The sequence below is a fragment of the Wolbachia endosymbiont (group A) of Myopa testacea genome (genome assembly GCF_964027115.1).
GTDB lineage: Bacteria > Pseudomonadota > Alphaproteobacteria > Rickettsiales > Anaplasmataceae > Wolbachia.
On record NZ_OZ034729.1, the window covers coordinates 391980 to 408651 of the forward strand.

Annotated in this window: 10 protein-coding genes, 1 tRNA gene and 2 pseudogenes; 7 read left to right on the forward strand and 6 right to left on the reverse strand. The window is 34.7% G+C overall.

Features of this window, described 5'->3' with window-relative positions:
* Positions 1–2: 2 nt before the first annotated feature.
* The 3 genes from AAGD91_RS01940 to AAGD91_RS01950 are packed head-to-tail and all read right to left on the reverse strand — an operon-like array spanning position 3 to position 1703.
* Positions 3–356, reverse strand: coding sequence for an NADH-quinone oxidoreductase subunit A (locus AAGD91_RS01940; protein WP_006279576.1), 354 nt, complete (start codon positions 354–356; stop codon positions 3–5).
* A gap of 18 nt (positions 357–374) precedes the next feature.
* A complete protein-coding gene (locus AAGD91_RS01945) occupies positions 375–743 on the reverse strand; it encodes an HIT domain-containing protein (RefSeq protein WP_164224547.1) in 369 nt (122 codons plus the stop codon).
* Between the two features lie 3 nt (positions 744–746).
* Positions 747–1703, reverse strand: a complete 957-nt coding sequence (locus AAGD91_RS01950; protein ID WP_341821314.1) for a hypothetical protein — start codon at positions 1701–1703, stop codon at positions 747–749.
* 179 nt (positions 1704–1882) lie between these two features.
* Between AAGD91_RS01950 and AAGD91_RS01955 the strand changes: the two genes are divergently transcribed.
* Positions 1883–3259 (forward strand): UDP-N-acetylmuramoyl-tripeptide--D-alanyl-D-alanine ligase, encoded by a 1377-nt coding sequence (locus AAGD91_RS01955; protein WP_341821315.1) that lies wholly within the window; start codon positions 1883–1885, stop codon positions 3257–3259.
* Between the two features lie 50 nt (positions 3260–3309).
* Positions 3310–4260, forward strand: a complete 951-nt coding sequence (locus tag AAGD91_RS01960; protein ID WP_341821316.1) for a complex I NDUFA9 subunit family protein — start codon at positions 3310–3312, stop codon at positions 4258–4260.
* Between the two features lie 8 nt (positions 4261–4268).
* Here AAGD91_RS01960 and AAGD91_RS01965 read toward each other — a convergent pair.
* A tRNA-Arg gene (locus tag AAGD91_RS01965) sits at positions 4269–4342 on the reverse strand.
* 836 nt (positions 4343–5178) lie between these two features.
* On the opposite strand from AAGD91_RS01965, the pseudogene AAGD91_RS01970 reads away from it, so the two are divergent.
* The 5 genes and pseudogenes from AAGD91_RS01970 to AAGD91_RS01990 all read left to right on the forward strand — a co-directional run.
* A pseudogene (locus AAGD91_RS01970) lies at positions 5179–5334 on the forward strand (transposase); the annotation flags it as partial.
* A 119-nt stretch (positions 5335–5453) separates the two neighbouring features.
* Complete coding sequence (locus tag AAGD91_RS01975; protein WP_341821489.1) at positions 5454–8117, forward strand: ATP-dependent Clp protease ATP-binding subunit; 2664 nt, start codon at positions 5454–5456, stop codon at positions 8115–8117.
* 27 nt (positions 8118–8144) lie between these two features.
* Positions 8145–12851 carry an NAD-glutamate dehydrogenase gene (locus AAGD91_RS01980; RefSeq protein WP_341821317.1) on the forward strand — a complete coding sequence of 1569 codons (4707 nt, stop codon included), beginning with the start codon at positions 8145–8147 and terminating at the stop codon, positions 12849–12851.
* Between the two features lie 5 nt (positions 12852–12856).
* On the forward strand, positions 12857–13153 hold the full coding sequence (locus AAGD91_RS01985) for a hypothetical protein (protein ID WP_182183153.1): 297 nt from the start codon (positions 12857–12859) through the stop codon (positions 13151–13153).
* Entirely contained in the window at positions 13125–14507 is a 1383-nt protein-coding gene (locus AAGD91_RS01990) for a PleD family two-component system response regulator (protein ID WP_341821318.1), read from the forward strand. Before AAGD91_RS01985 ends, AAGD91_RS01990 begins: the two co-directional genes overlap by 29 nt.
* Positions 14508–14651: 144 nt before the next feature.
* Here the strand turns inward: AAGD91_RS01990 and recO are convergent, their stop codons facing one another.
* Positions 14652–15374 (reverse strand): DNA repair protein RecO, encoded by a 723-nt coding sequence (gene recO, locus AAGD91_RS01995; RefSeq protein ID WP_341821319.1) that lies wholly within the window; start codon positions 15372–15374, stop codon positions 14652–14654.
* A 214-nt stretch (positions 15375–15588) separates the two neighbouring features.
* A pseudogene (locus AAGD91_RS02000) lies at positions 15589–16618 on the reverse strand (PDDEXK nuclease domain-containing protein).
* Positions 16619–16672: the final 54 nt, after the last annotated feature.

Consider the following 16672-nt stretch of genomic DNA (forward strand, 5'->3'; position numbering starts at 1 on the left):
AACTACTCCCACTCTAATGCACCTTTACACCATTCATAGATAAAACCTATAGTGAGTATTGCAAGAAATACCATCATAGACCAAAATCCACCATAGCTTATCTTAGATAAAGAAACAGCCCAAGGAAAAAGAAAAGCGATTTCTAAGTCAAATATTATAAATAATATTGAAACTAGGTAAAATTTAATGTCAAAATTTTTTCTTGCACTGGATAGTGGATTGAAGCCACACTCATATGTGGAAAGTTTTTCACCATCTGGCTTACTCACTGCAAGAAACATAGGCAATATACCTAAAGCAAAAGATACTACAATTGATACGCAGATAAAGATTACTATGGTTAGATATTCGCTCATTTAACAAAACATATAACACTATGAGTTTACATGCTTTCCTAACTTTTTACCACCTAAAATATGCACGTGAAAGTGTGGTACAACCTGCTCTCCATTTTCACCGTAGTTAGTGACTAATCTATATCCTGTTTTTTCTAAATTATATTTATGTGCTATTTCTCTGACAATTTTGAAAAAACTTACTATCTCCTCTTCAGAAGCTTTTAGAATAAAATCATCGTATGAAATATATTGATTTTTTGGTATAACTAAAATGTGAACTGGTGCGTCAGGGTACTTATCACGAAAAGCTAGTACATTTTCATTTTCATGTACCTTCTCACAAGGTAACTCACCTCTTAATATTTGAGCAAAGATGTTATTGCTATCATAAACTTCATTGCTCATATTTTAAGAGCGACCTTTTCCTCTTCCTTTATTTCTTTCTACATCAGGCGTAGATAGTGGTTTTATTACTTCACCAGAGGCATCTTCAAAATTCAAAAAAGCACTTCCCAATCCTTCTGCTTGCTTTTTGATATCTCGTTCTGATAACTGCATATTTTTTATAGGAAAAATAGCTTCTTTACTTTTACCAAAAGGAAACTCGTTAGGATTAGTAATGTTAAAAGATTTTACTAATTCATCTATACTTGTAACAGTTTCTGAAGACTGCCCTGGTGACTTTCCAGTTTGTGCTGGCCCTAGAGTTTTTGATGGTTTGTTCTGGTTATCATATTCTCGATACAATTTTTCTGCAATACCATTCAGCAATTTTAAGTCTGTATGAATTTTAAATTCTCCACCAGTAATTCCTGCCAGCTTCTTAAGGTCTTCGTCAACTTTATTAGCAATTCCTTTAAGAACAAGCTCTTTTATTTCTTTCTCGCTCTTGCCTTTATTATCAGGATTAGTTTTAATAGTGTTAGCTATTTCCTCAACGTTAATTTCAATTATAATTTTGTTTTCTTCTCTAAAAATAGTTACATTTGGCAGGTTTTTCTTTATTTGACCTAATTGTTCATCGTTCAAATAAGGTATATCTTCCGTCAGAGTCCTTGATGCTAAAAATTTTACTTTCCCATCCTTACAGCTTATTATTTCTACACCAAGATCTTTACTAGCTTGTGTGGTTTCTATAGGTGGATCATACTCTTCAAGTGAGTTGCCAATAATAGAACGCCCGCCATTTTTTATGTCGTGCCGCATTTTATCCCAGGACTTAAACCAATTCTTTGGCCATATAGGGTATACTGTACCCTTGACTAGGACTTTTACACCTCTACCCAGAAAATTTCTTACTCCCGAAGCTGCATTACCAACTTTAGCTAGTATAGAAGTAGATTTTTCATTTTTTCCTGTTAACATACATACCTCCAAGGTACTTTCTACAACATAGCTAATTATAGACGAAAAAATTTAAATTTCTATATCCATTATAAGATAGAATTATAGGAATTGCAACCATTATTTGTACATTATCTAAAACATGTAGTATTTTCGCTACTTTTATTGTTCAATTTATTATAAAGAATACTCTCTAAATTATGTTTAAATGGAACACAAATAATATCATTGATGCAACTGGCGGAAGAGGCGTAAATGGTTGTAATTGGACACATAGCTCAAATATTTCAACGGACACAAGAAGCATAAAAAAAGGTGATTTATTTATTGCACTCAAGGGAAAGAATTTTGATGGCCATAATTTTTTGCATGAAGCGTTTTTAAAAGGGGCTGCCGCTGCAATAGTAAGTGAGGGTAAATATAAAAATTTCCCTCTCATTATTGTACAAGATACCCTGAAAGCTTTGCACGATATGGCATTATACTATATTAGAAATATTCTTGTTGATGCTAAAGTTATTGCAATTACAGGCAGTGTCGGGAAAACCACTACAAAGGATATGCTGCACACTGTTTTATCGCAATATGGAGTGTCCCATGCAAACAAAGGTAACTTAAATAATAATATAGGATTGCCTTTGACAATTCTAAAAGCTCCAAAAAACTGCCAGTACTTAATCCTTGAAATGGGAATGAATAAAGCTGGTGAAATAAAAGAATTGTCAAAGATTAGTAATCCAAATATTGCAGTTATTACCAACATCGAACCTGCACATACTGAAAATTTTTCATCACTATTTGACGTTGCACAAGCGAAGTTAGAAATTCTATATGGTATGAAAAGTAATGGTACTTTGGTCTTAAACAGAGATAATAAATATTATGATTATCTCTCATCACATGCCAATAGAAATGTAATAAGCTTCGGTAAAGATAAAAATGCTGAAGTTTGTTTGTTGGACCTAATAAGAAATGATGACGGGCTAAATTTAAAAATCAGGCTGAGTGATAATCAAACTATAAACTGTAATTTACGTATGCAAGGTGAGCATTTTGCTTATTCGCTACTTGTTGTTACAGCAGTTGTGCAGAGCCTCGGACTTGATTTATCAAAATTACCACTTGCACTTAAGAATTTTAGTGTAACGAAAGGTAGAGGCAATATTCATAAGGTCAAATACAATAAAAAATATATACATTTAATTGATGACTCCTATAACGCCAGCCCTGCTTCGATGAAAACTGCAATAAAAACTTTGAGTACATATTCTAATCAGAGAAAAGTAGCTTTGCTTGGTGATATGTTGGAACTTGGTGATAAAAGCATAGAATTTCATACAGATTTGGTTAAGATTGTCATAGAAAATAATATAGATAAAATTTATACAGTTGGTAAATTTATGTTAGAATTGCATGAGCTTTTGCCAGATAATATAAGAGGCGCGCATTTTAATGATTCTAATCAATTGAAAAGTGATTTAGCTAACATTATTCAGAATAATGACGCAATTCTAGTTAAAGGCTCACGAAGAATGAAAATGGATCTTATTGTACGGGAATTCATAATAGAATATTAAGCAAAATCATTGTATTAATTTACAGTAACAAATTATTAGGAACTTTAATCGTGACAAAACGTGTAATTATTTTTGGTGGAACGGGGTTTATAGGGAAACACATCGTAAGACGCTTGGCAGCAGAAGGATATTTAATAAAGATATTCACTCGTAATCAGGAAAAAGCTGCTTGTTTAAAATTGTGTAGCAATTTGGGACAAATATCAATATTTAAAGGCGATTTTTTTGATGAAAAATCAGTTCTAGAGGGTATGGAAGAATGTGATGTAGCCATAAACTTAGTGGGGATATTATATGAAGCAAAAAAGCAAGATTTTTACGCTGTTCACGTTAAAATAGCTGAAAGGATAGCAAAAGCTGCAAAAATGAAAAATGTACCTATGATGATACATTTTTCCGCTATGGGAATAGAAAATAGCAAGTTGTCAAAATATGCCAAAAGTAAATTGGAAGGTGAAAAAGCTGTAACTTCAGCATTTCAAGAAGCAATAATAATTAGGCCAAGCCTTGTATTTGGTAAAGAAGATAACTTCTTTAATAAATTTGCAAGATTAGCAACTGTTCTTCCTTTTTTGCCGCTAATTGGCAATGGAACGACTAAATTTCAGCCAATATGTGTAACAGACTTAGCTGAAGTGGTATATCGTATTATCAGTTTTAATAAGCAAGACAAGAAAATTTATAACATGGGTGGACCAAAGGTTTACTCTTTCAAAAGCTTATTGAAGTTTATTCTGAATGTTACTAACAGAAAGTGTTTGTTGATCAATGTATCTTTTCCAATGGCAAAGTTAATAGCTTTCTTTTTAGAAAATAAAATTATTTCTATGCTGCTAAAACCAATAACCGGAGATACGAACCCTGTGCTTACTCAAGATCAGGTGAAAGTTATGATGAATAGCTCAATCGAAAAGTCAGCTGACCTTGAAACAATGAAGGTTCGACCATTAGCAATTGAAAATGTGGTGCCAGAATACTTGAAGATTTATAGAAAGTATTGATAGAAGAGTGTGCCCGGTAGGATTCGAACCTACGACCCACAGCTTAGAAGGCTGTTGCTCTATCCAGCTGAGCTACGGGCACACAATATATATAAAATGCTTCTTAGTACAAGTGAAGTCAAGTATTTCGTGTGAATATGATGTTTGTGGTAATATCTTATAACACCTTGTCATTGCAGTTGTGTGTCACGCGCTGCCGAAATTGGATGCGAGAAGTCCATTTATTTTAGAAAATATTATATAGAAAGTTGCTTGACAAACTCCGCCAGCCCCCTTATTATGACAATAAGGGTATTTGTGACTCAAAACTTGTTTTTGACCTGCAGGCTCAATGACAAAATTCAGTAAAAAACTCAGGGTATTTATTGGCGGATTACATAAAATTATAGCGGCTGCATGTCTTTTTTATTTTTTCTACATTCAGCCAAATCGCGCTTATTTTAAGGGTTAGCACATTATTACAGCGCCAGTTTAAATTATTATAGGGTCAAAACTCGCACCACGGGGCTTCTTTTGCCTTTTTTTCATTTGGTAAATTTCTTAAATATCTTCTTAAATTTTATAGCTAATCAGTACTGGGATGACAAGAAAGGAGCACTGGAATGATACTATTATAGAGTGAAATGAGATCCCAGTGTCACGCACTGGGATGACATTATAGGAGCACTGGGATGACATCATAGGGGCGCTGGAATGACACCCTGACAATCGTCATCCCGCTACTTGTTAGCGGGATCTAGAGATACCGCGGTGGTATGACGGTCTGCGGCAGTATGACGTAGGACTGCTGTCATTCCAGTGCTTGACACTGGAATCCAGCTTCTATGCAACCTCATCAAAAACATTCATTTAGTATAAGATCAGCTACTTTCCATGCTAGTTTACTTATAAACAAGCAAACTTTTCTGGATACCAGTGACCTTTGTTGTATTGCCAAAGAGATGGGTCGTTGAGCGCTCTTTTGCTTGGTTGGAAAAGTGTAGGCGGTTGTGGAAAAATTGCGAACGTAAACTCAATACCAGCTTGCAAATGATTGTCCTTTCCTTCATTTCTCTCCTATTACGAAGATTTTAAACAGGTTCTTAAGAAAGTTTTAAATTTTTGCAGACCATACCTAACAATAAGCAACTTTAGGTTTAAATTTATGAAATTAGTTGTTATATACATCAGCAAATACGAATTTAACTGGTGTTATGGACTTAAATAAATTTACTGAAAAAGCAAAAAGTCTAATTCAAAGTGCTCAGATGAAAGCGTTGGGAGCTGGGCATCAGATTTTTATGCCTGAGCATTTACTCAAAGTGATGCTTGAGGATGAATTAGGTTTAGTTCAGGATTTGATAAACGCTTGTGGTGGAAATGTGCAAAGTATTTCTGATGCTGTGGATAGCGCAATAAAAAAGTTGCCAGTAATTGAAGGTCCAGGAAGTGGGGGCCTTCAACTTTCAAGAGAAATAGCAAAAGTTTTTGAAGATTCAATTGGTATTGCTCAGAGGAATAAAGATTCGTTTGTTGCCGTTGAGCGTTTACTGCAGGGCCTCACTGCACAAAAAGATGATACTGTAGGCAAAATTCTTGCAGAGAATGGTGTTACACCGCAAAAATTAAATTCAGTTGTTACAGACATGAGGAAAGGTAGCAGTTCAGACTCGCCAAATAGTGAGGAAAAATTGAACGCTGCTAAGAGATATACAAAGGATATTACAGAGCTTGCTATGCAAGGAAAGCTTGATCCTGTAATTGGTCGTGATGAAGAGATCAGAAGAACTATGCAGGTATCACTGAGGCGGACAAAAAATAATCCAGTGCTGATAGGTGAACCTGGTGTTGGAAAAACTGCAATAGTCGAGGGGCTTGCAAACAGAATTGTTGCAAACGATGTGCCACTTGGTTTGCGTGATGCAAAGGTTTTAGCTTTGGATCTTGGTGCATTAATCGCTGGAACGAAGTTTAGAGGAGAATTTGAAGAAAGGTTAAAAGCAGTGATTAATGAAATTTCAAAAACAGAGGGAAAAGTTATCTTGTTTATAGATGAGCTTCATACTTTAGTTGGAGCCGGAGCAATAAGTGGTGCAATGGATGCCTCGAATCTGCTGAAGCCTGCTCTTGCGCGTGGAGAAATTCGCTGTATAGGAGCCACAACTTTAGATGAATATCGTGAACATATAGAAAAAGATCCTGCACTTGCACGGCGTTTCCAGCCTGTGTTTATCTCTCAACCAACTGAAACTGATACCATTTCAATACTCAGGGGTTTGAAGGAAAGATATGAAGTGCATCATGGTATAAGAATTACAGACGGTGCAATAATTGCTGCTGCAACGTTGTCCAATAGATATATAACAGATAGGTTTTTACCTGATAAAGCAATTGATTTGATTGATGAAGCAGCAAGTAGGGTGAGAATTGAAATGGATAGCAAGCCTGAAGTTATTGATGAACTTGAGAGAAAGGTTATACAGCTAAAGATTGAAGCAGAAGCTCTAAAAAAAGAAAATGATGAAAATTCTAAACAGCGTTTAAAAAAGATAAATGAAGAGATCGAAAATCTAAACAGTAAATTTGCTGACTTGAACAGCAAATGGCAGATGGAAAAGAATAAAATAGCTAGAATACAAGAAACAGTTGAAAAATTAGATAACGCCAGAAAAGAGCTGGAATTGGCTCAGCGGAGTGGAAATTTAGGAAAAGCAGGAGAGCTGATGTATGGTGTGATCCCTCAGCTTGAGAATGAATTAAAAAATCAGGAAAAGGTTACTGATAGTTTCTTAAAGAAAGAAGTGAATGGAGATGATATTGCAAACATTGTTTCAAAGTGGACAGGAATTCCAGTTGATAACATGATGCACAGCGAAAAGGAAAAACTTCTTAACATGGAGAATGAAATAGGAAGAAGAGTAATAGGGCAAAAAGGCGCGATAGAAGCAATAAGTAATGCAGTTAGGCGCTCTCGCTCTGGTGTGCAAGATACTAATCGACCTTTCGGTTCATTTTTATTCTTAGGCCCAACCGGGGTTGGAAAAACAGAACTGGCAAAAGCCCTTGCTGAATTTCTGTTTGACGATCAATCAGCGCTTTTGCGTTTTGATATGTCAGAATATATGGAAAAACATTCTGTTTCAAAGCTAATTGGCGCGCCTCCAGGGTATGTTGGCTATGAGCAAGGTGGCAGATTAACCGAAGCAGTAAGAAGAAGGCCATATCAGGTTATTCTGTTTGATGAAATAGAGAAGGCAAATCCAGATATATTTAATCTATTGCTGCAAATCTTGGATGAGGGTAGACTCACTGATAGTCATGGCAAATTAGTTGATTTTCGCAACACCATACTGATCTTAACTTCTAACCTTGGTGCAGAGATAATGCTTAAGGGAGTTACAGAAAATGAGACTCTACCTCCTGTCATTCAAGTAGCTGACACTGTGATCCAGATGCAGATTCCAGCGTCACGCGCTGGAATGACATCGGAAGGAGGAGTTGCTAACTCTGTAAAAAGCGAAGTGATGCAAATAGTTAAATCAGCATTTCGTCCAGAATTTTTAAACAGGCTGGATGAAATTATTATATTCCACAGTTTAACTAGAGATGACATCTATAAAATTATAGATGTTCAATTTTCTTATTTACAAAAAACACTTGCTAAGCGTAAACTGAGTATAAGTTTGTCGCAGGAAGCTAAAGAACTAATAGCACAAACTGGCTATGACCTTGAATATGGAGCAAGGCCCCTAAAAAGGGTTATACAAGAGTGTATTCAAAATAATTTAGCTAAATTAGTTTTATCAGGGGAAGTAGTAGAAAATGATGAGCTAATAGTGTACGCTCTTGATAATGAAATCTTAGTTAAAAAGGTTTAAGCTCACTGTGTATTTTTGTTAAAAAAAATGTGTATAGATCATAATGTTGACACTGAGTCTTTATTTGAGTTAGTTGATCAAGAAAATCAGCAAGATAAAAAAAAAATTAAAAAATTTATTAAGTATTTTTATAGTTTTGTTTATAAAAGCGACCTAAAAGCCAACGATAAGTTTTTGCTATATATTGTAAACGATGCTTACAATTTTGTTTCTCAAAAAGAGAAAGATGAAAGTAAGTTAGTAGTAAGCAATATAGATGATATACCAGGAATAGAAGGCGATTTTACCACGATTAAGATAACAAACGATGATATGCCATTTTTGGTTGATTCTGTTATTGCAACTATTAAATCGCACAATTTAACCATATGCTATTACAGCAACAGCATAATTAACATTAAAAGAAAAGATGGCCTAATAGATGAGATTTACTCCTTGGAAGAAAGCAATGGAGTCAAAGAATCAGTTATATATGTAATTATCAAAGGTATAAGTGACAGTTTTGTTGATACATTAAAAGAATCTCTACAAAAAACGCTGAAAGCAGTTAATTGCGTTGTGAAAGATTGGCACTTAATGCTCAAGAAACTTGATGAAGCAAAAAGTCTTCTTTTTGCCATCGAGCAGCCAGCGTCGAACGCTGGAGTGACACCAGGAAAAGATTTCTTAGATTGGCTAAAAAACAATAATTTTGTATTTCTAGGTTATCAAGAATATATTGCTGGTAAAGATGAAAAACTCGTCTGTGATAGCAAAAAGGACCTTGGCCTGATAAGAGTAGGTCAAAGTACGTTGATTCCTTCTGCAAACCTTGATTCCCTATACATATTGAGATCAGATCTAATCTCAATAGTCCATCGGCGTACATACATGAATTGTATAGGAGTAAAAGAATTTGATGACCAGGGTAATGTAGTAAAGGAACGGCGTTTTTTCGGGCTATTTACTTCTGTAGCGGAGGTCCAAGATATTCAAACTATTCCAATAATAAGAGATAAAGTTAAAGTTATAGAAAAAAATGCAGGGTTTGTAACCGGGGGCCACAATAACAAAGCTTTAATTTCTATTTTACAAGCATTCTCTTGTGATGAATTATTCCAATCAAATGAAGACGAATTGTTTAAAATTTGCATTTCGATCATGTCTCTTGCGATTAGGCCAAGGGTCAGATTATTTTTAAGAAGAGTAAGGGATTTTATTAGTTGCATAGTGCTGATACCAATGCGTTATGCTAGCGCTAGGCTAATGTTCAAGATACGTGACATATTGAAGGATGAGACAAGTGCAGAAAGTTCAGATATTTATAACAATCACATTATCAATGAATATGATTTGATGAAATTGGATGTAGTGCTAAAGACCAAAAATGTTAGTGTTCCTGATGACGAAGTTTTGCGTATCGAAAACAAATTAAGGAACATTACGGAAAAGTGGGAAGATCGTTTTATAGACAATTTATATAATACTTTTAGTACTGTTGAGGATATATTCATCCGTTATTGCAAGGCATTTCCAATAAGCTATCAAGAGAGTTTCGAATCTCATGACGCATATTACGATATGAAAAAATTGGAGATAGTGAGGAAAAAAGGAGTTAGCGAGGTCGATTTAAGACTTACTTGTGATAATCTTAATTATCAATTAAAGGTTTACACTTCGAGCAATGGAGGTCTTGAATTATCGAAGATATTAAGAATTACTAAGAATTTGGGAGCTAAGATTCTATCTCATAATGGCTATTACATAGAAATTAACGGCGGAATATGGATACACCATTTTGTGTTGTCAAGAGTCGATGAATTAATAGACAATATTACTCTAAAAGAGCAATTTGAAATAACACTTACGAAAGTGTTTAGAAAGGAAATTAAAAATGATTATTTCAATAGTTTGGTCATTATTGCTGGACTGGAGTGGAAAGAAGTGCTTCTGGTTAGAGCGTTAAGTGCTTACCTAAAGCAGACATCATTTAACTACAATCCAGAATATATCCAAAAGGTAGTCTCAGAGTATCCAAAAATAGTAAAGTATTTGATACAACTATTTCATGCAAGATTTGATCCTAGCATAGACATTGATAGAGCAGAAACCACGGACATTTTCATAGAAAAAATTGAGGAACTTCTAAAAGAGATCAGCAATGTTTCACATGATTACGTTTTGCGCTCGATATTTAACTTGATAATGGCTATTTTAAGGACCAGTTATTATCAAGACGATAAACCATATTTATCTACAAAATTTGACTCAAATAAAATAAATGGTTTGCCTGATCCTCGTCCATATCGTGAATTGTATATTTATTCAAATCTTTTTGAGGGAATACATCTAAGAGGAGGGAAATTGGCCCGTGGTGGCTTAAGGTGGTCGGATAGGACGGAAGATTTTCGCACTGAAGTTTTGGGGCTCATGAAAGCTCAGATGACAAAAAATGCGGTTATTGTACCTGTTGGCGCAAAGGGTGGGTTTGTAATTAAGCAAGTTTATAAAGACAAAGATATTTTAAGAGAGAAAGGTGTTGAATGCTATAAGAGTTTTATCAGGGGAATGCTTGACATTACTGATAATGTAGTTAATGGCAAAATAATTCCACCAGAGAATGTGATTAGGTATGATGAGGATGATTCATACTTGGTAGTTGCAGCAGATAAAGGCACTGCTTCTTTTTCTGACTATGCAAACCAAATAGCCTCTGAATACAATTTTTGGCTTGGCGATGCATTTGCATCTGGTGGATCAGCAGGTTATGATCACAAAAAAATGGGTATTACAGCCAGAGGTGCATGGATTGCAGCGCAGAGGCATTTTTGGAAAATGAATAAGGATATTTACCAAGATGCAACTGTTATTGGAATTGGAGATATGGCTGGCGATCTATTTGGAAACGGTATGCTGCTTTCAAAAAATATACATTTAATCGGCGCATTTAACCATATGCATATTTTTATTGATCCAAATCCTAGTGCGGAAAAGAGTTTCACAGAGCGTAAACGTCTCTTTGAGTTACCATTTTCAACTTGGATGGATTATAACAAAGATTTGATTTCTAAGGGTGGAGGAGTATTTGAGCGTAGCAGCAAGCAAGTAAACATTTCTCAAGAAATAAAAAAATGCTTTGATATAACAGAAGATATGCTACCTCCAAGTGATTTGATTAGATATCTACTCAAAGCAGAAGTGGACTTCATATGGAATGGAGGAATTGGCACGTTTGTTAAGGCAAAGAGTGAAAATCATAGCATGGTCGGTGACAAAGCAAACGATGAGTTAAGAGTAAATGGTAAAGATATTAGAGCTTCTATGTTTATAGAAGGCGGAAATTTGGGATGCACACAGCTTGGAAGAATAGAATATGCTGAAAGAGGTGGATATATAAATGCAGATTTTGTTGATAATTCAGCCGGAGTGATATGTTCGGACCTTGAAGTTAACATCAAGATTGCATTTGTTTCAGCTATGAAAGCAGGGGGTGTTTCTTTAGAAAAAAGGAATGAAATACTGGCAAGTATGGTGGACGAAGTTGCATCCAAAGTGCTTGAGAACCACAACAGAATTGAAACAAAAGCATTACTTCTTGAGTGTTTGCAAGCTAAAGAGAGATTGGAGCAGCACCACAGGTTACTGCTCAGTTTAGAAAAATCTGGGCTGTTAAACCGAAGCGTAGAATTTCTTCCAACTGAAGAAGAGATAGCAAGGATGTTAACTGGTGCAGAAGGTTTCAGTTCTCCTCAGCTTTCTATTCTAATGTCTTATGCTAGAACGGCAATAAAAAATGAAATTATACATTCCGATCTGCCTGAAAAAGATCTTATATCTAATGACTACTTGCTAGGTTATTTTCCTAAAAAGATGATAACAAAGTTTAAGGATTTCATATTAAAACACCAACTTCGTAGAGAAATTATCTCTACTTGCATTGCAAATGATGTAGTGAATAGAATGGGCTGTATATTCATCAATAATTTGGCTGAGAACACTGGAATTAAGGTACAAGAAGCGGTTAACATATATATTGTTGTTAACCACCTGTATGATTTAAACAGCCTGTGGCAGAAAATTGATGAATTGGATGGAAAAATTGATGTTAACTCATACTTACAAATAGTGAGGAACGTGCAGAAATTTATTGGCAGAGTATCGTTTTGGTTAGTGAAAAATCTTGGCAAGCTTAGCTTTGTAGAGTTGGATGATGTTACAAAATTTAAAGATGCAATTGAAACTTTAGGCCAGAACTTAAGTGATGTTTTAGATGAACACCTATTAAAGGTCTATAGCCATGGATCAACTTCTTTAGTAGAACTTAATATAAATAAAGATCTAGCAAAAAAAGTTGCTGATCTATACGTTCTTGCTTATGCACTGGACATTATATCTGTTGCTGAACAGACATCTTTGTCCATTCTTGATGCTGGTAAAATATACTTTGAGTTAAAGTCGCTGTTAAGATTCGATCTGATTAGAACAATTGCCATCAAGATGAAAAGCTGCTCTTCTTATTGGGATCGCAGCTTAGTTAATGATTTATTGGACGATTTAAGCAATTACCATCACAAGCTAGCTGTTAAAGTCATAAAAGCTACTGATAACCCCGAAGATAAGGTTCAAACCTGGGCTTGTAATGATAAGGACTACATAGAACGTTATAATAGTTTTTTAGATGAGATAGTTGCTTCTAAACTTGATTTAAGCAAATTAATATTTATAATCAGGAGGATTAAAGTACTTGCTTCATAGGAAAAATGTTTAATATAGGTCTTTCAGAAATTTTGGTCGTTGCTTTAGTGAGCATAATTGTGCTTGATAGAAATAAGGTGCCTGTATTTATTGATCTTATTAGGAATACATATAAGTATCTTATGATTATAAAATCAAAAGCTAGGAGGTTATTGAAAGACGCAGGAATTGAAGACTTATATAAAGAGTGTAATACTGAGAAAGTAAATTACATAGTTGGTAAAAATGGTAAGCTTTATCCTACTTACGACATAGATAATACATCTAAAGATAATGACAGCAAAGATCCTAGTAGTAGATGATGTACTATGTAATGTTAAGCTTTTAGAAGCTCGACTAAAAGCAGAGTACTATACGGTTATCGTGGCCTATGATGGTGAGGAAGCCATGGAGTTAGTAGCAAAACAGCAGCCCGATATTATATTACTCGATATTATGATGCCAAAAATGAATGGCTTTGAAGTTTGTAAGGAGCTAAAGAATGATCCCTTGACAACCCATATTCCAATAATTATGGTAACTGCGCTGCATGACGCTCATGATAGAGTACAGGGCATTAATGCTGGTGCAGATGATTTTCTGACTAAACCAATAGACGAAACTGCTTTATCTGCAAGGATCAAGTCTCTCACGCGCTTAAAAATGATTATAGATGAATTGCGTTTAAGAGGAGAAACCAACGCTGAGATTGGCGGAGTAGCAGGAAACAGTATTATGGATTATTCTAATCAGATTTTTGATGCTAACATACTTGTTGTAGATGAAGATGTCTTTCAAACAGAGCAGATATATAATGTACTAAAGCACCGCTTTAGGTCAATTAAAATACTGAGTGATCCAGTGGAGGCATTAAAGGTTGGTATTAAGAATAATTATGACCTGATCATTTCTGATATGCAGTTTTCAAAAACTGACGGCCTGCGTTTGTGTTCTGAGTTTCGTAGTAAAGTAGAAACACGCTATACACCAATTCTGATTCTTTCTGAGGATTATGATAAAAACAATTTAGTAAAAGCACTTGATGTAGGTGCTAATGATTATTTAACAGTACCTTTGGATGAGGGTGAGTTAATAGCAAGGGTTAATTCGCAAGTAAAACGCAAAAGATATCAAGATGCCTTGAGAATGAATTTATTTAATAATGCGGAAATGTCTATAAAGGACCCATTAACTAACTGTTATAATAGAAGATATTTTGATGCACACTTAAGAAACATTGTTAAGGACTCTATGGAAAAGGATAGAAGGTTGTCTCTTATGATACTTGATATAGACTATTTTAAGATGGTGAATGACAGTTTTGGGCATAGTGCTGGAGATGAACTTTTAAAGCAAGTACAGAAAAGAATTTCTGAAAATATCAGAGTGACAGATTTACTAGCTAGGTTTGGTGGTGAGGAGTTTGTTGTTGTAATGCCAGATACCAATGTATCAGATGCGTACACTATTGCGGAGAGAATACGAAAAATTATTGCTAAAGAACCTTTTATACTTGCGGACAAAAATACAACCCATAACATAACTGTGAGCATTGGAATTGCAGAAATGCAAGGATCTGACCTTGACGATATTAAAAAATTTATAGTACGTGCTGACAAATATTTATATAAGGCAAAAAACAGCGGTAGAAATAGAGTGGTTACTGGCTATAGCTAAAGTGGCTTAAGTTTACTGACAACCGTCATTCCGCTACTCGTTAGCGGAATCTATGCTGAGATACCACGAATGAATCGCGGTATGACGTGTTGCTTGGGTTAGCTATAGATTTCTGAAATGATTTCAAAAAAATGATAACTAAGGTTAAAGCGACAACATGAGGTTTCTCAGCTCTGGAAATTTCATGTTTAACTGCAAAAATAGATACTTATTTAAAAAATATCCTGTGACTTTCAGTCCTAACTGAAATTCTTGGAATGAGTAGCTGTTTTGTAGGTTATTATTGTATACATCATGCAACATTTGTGGAAAAGGTAGGAGTTTATCTACATAATAATCTCCTGCTTTTTTTGACACTGCTCTACCAGTTTTTGGAGAAATAAATTGTAAGTTTTCCTTAACACCTGTTACAGCACATTTGGATAAGTCTAACTTGAATCCCAATTGCGTAAGAAGCAGAAGCTCTAAGTTAAGATAATGGCTTTGCCAAGACTGATTGTTGTGTTTAATTACATCGATGAAATATCGAAAATTGTCATACAGCACGGCACAGGGTTCACTTTCTGGAAGCACTTTTTCTAAAATAGAGGAGAAAGAGACAATAGTAATGCTTTTTAACCTATCTTGAAAGAAATGATGGAATGGAGATTCGATTAATTCGCACTTTAAAAAACCCAGATTTTCAGGTAACTTAGCACTCCATTCTGCATGTAAGAGATTACTTATCTGAAACTTATAATTGCTATTGTTTGTTAGCTTAGTTAATCCCCTGCGCTTTCCATGATTTTTTGTAAACAGAGAAAGAATTAAGTTTTTATCGCCGTATTTTTTAGCAGCTATAATGATGCCTTCATCTTTCCATCTCATTTAGAGTATATTGACCGTATGATATTATAGGATAGTACACCTAGAGCTTGTAATCCATAAAAATCACTTACTCTGTTACTGTTTGCTTCCAAAGTTTCAAGGCTATGAGAGAGTAAGTTATTGGCTGCCACTCTTCTTCCTGAGCCTGATGCATTTCATACTGAGCTTTTGGTTTTTGGTTTGCTAAATAATTGTTTGAATGATTTTAGTAACATTACTTTTCCTCATCTGAAATTTTGGATAATTCAGCTTCTAATTCTTCCATCGTCGGTAAAGCTGTTTTTATGTTCTCTGGTAGATTTTCAGTTATTCGGTATTCTGCAAGACCTATTGGCTTTGTCATGTCTCGCAGTGTATATTCCGCCAGTACATTATTTTTTGATTTATATAAAATTAATCCTATAGATGGCTGGTCTGTTGAGTGTTTTAGCAAATTATCCACTGCAGAAAGATAAAAATTCATTTTTCCAGCGTATTCTGGTTTGAATTTATTATCTTTCAACTCAATCACTATAAAGCAACGTAATTTTAAATGGTAGAATAATAAATCAATATAAAAGTCTTCATCTCTAACATCTAAATGAAATTATCTTCCAACAAAAGCAAATCCTTCACCGAGTTCTAACAGAAATTTTTCCATATGTCCTACGAGTCCTTTTTCTACTTCTCTTTCATGAGCATTCTTACCTATACTTAAAAAATCAAAAATATACGGATCTTTTAATGTATAATGTGCTAAATCTGATTGAGAGGATGGTAATTTTTCTTTAAAGTGAGTAATAGCTTTCCCTTGACGTTTATGTAGTCCAAGCTCTATCTGCATAACCATAATGTTACGTGACCAGCCATGTTCAATAGCTTTTTTTACATAAAATAATCTTATTTCATGACTTTCTATTTTTTCCAAAAGAGTGATATTGTGATACCAAGTTAATTGTGCAAGAGACTCCTGCACAAATTCAACATCAGGATATTCTTCGGCAAACTTACGCATATACTTCAGATTTCTCGTGCTAAAGCCTTTCATTTCTGGAAATGTACTTCTCAAATCCTTACTTAATTGATCAATTACCTTAGCTCCCCAGGCATGTTCTTTTTGGCGTTTTAGGATCTCTGTACCAATATGGTTAAAGCAAAATAAGCTTACTATTTACTGCAAGTGCTGCTTTATAACGACTAGTAGCGATATGTTCTTTCAACTGCTCTAAAAATTCTGTATATTCTTTTGCTATAATTTTTGTCATACGGTTCCTTTTAATCCATTATACAATTCCTTTGTCTGTCGAGAAGACAATCTT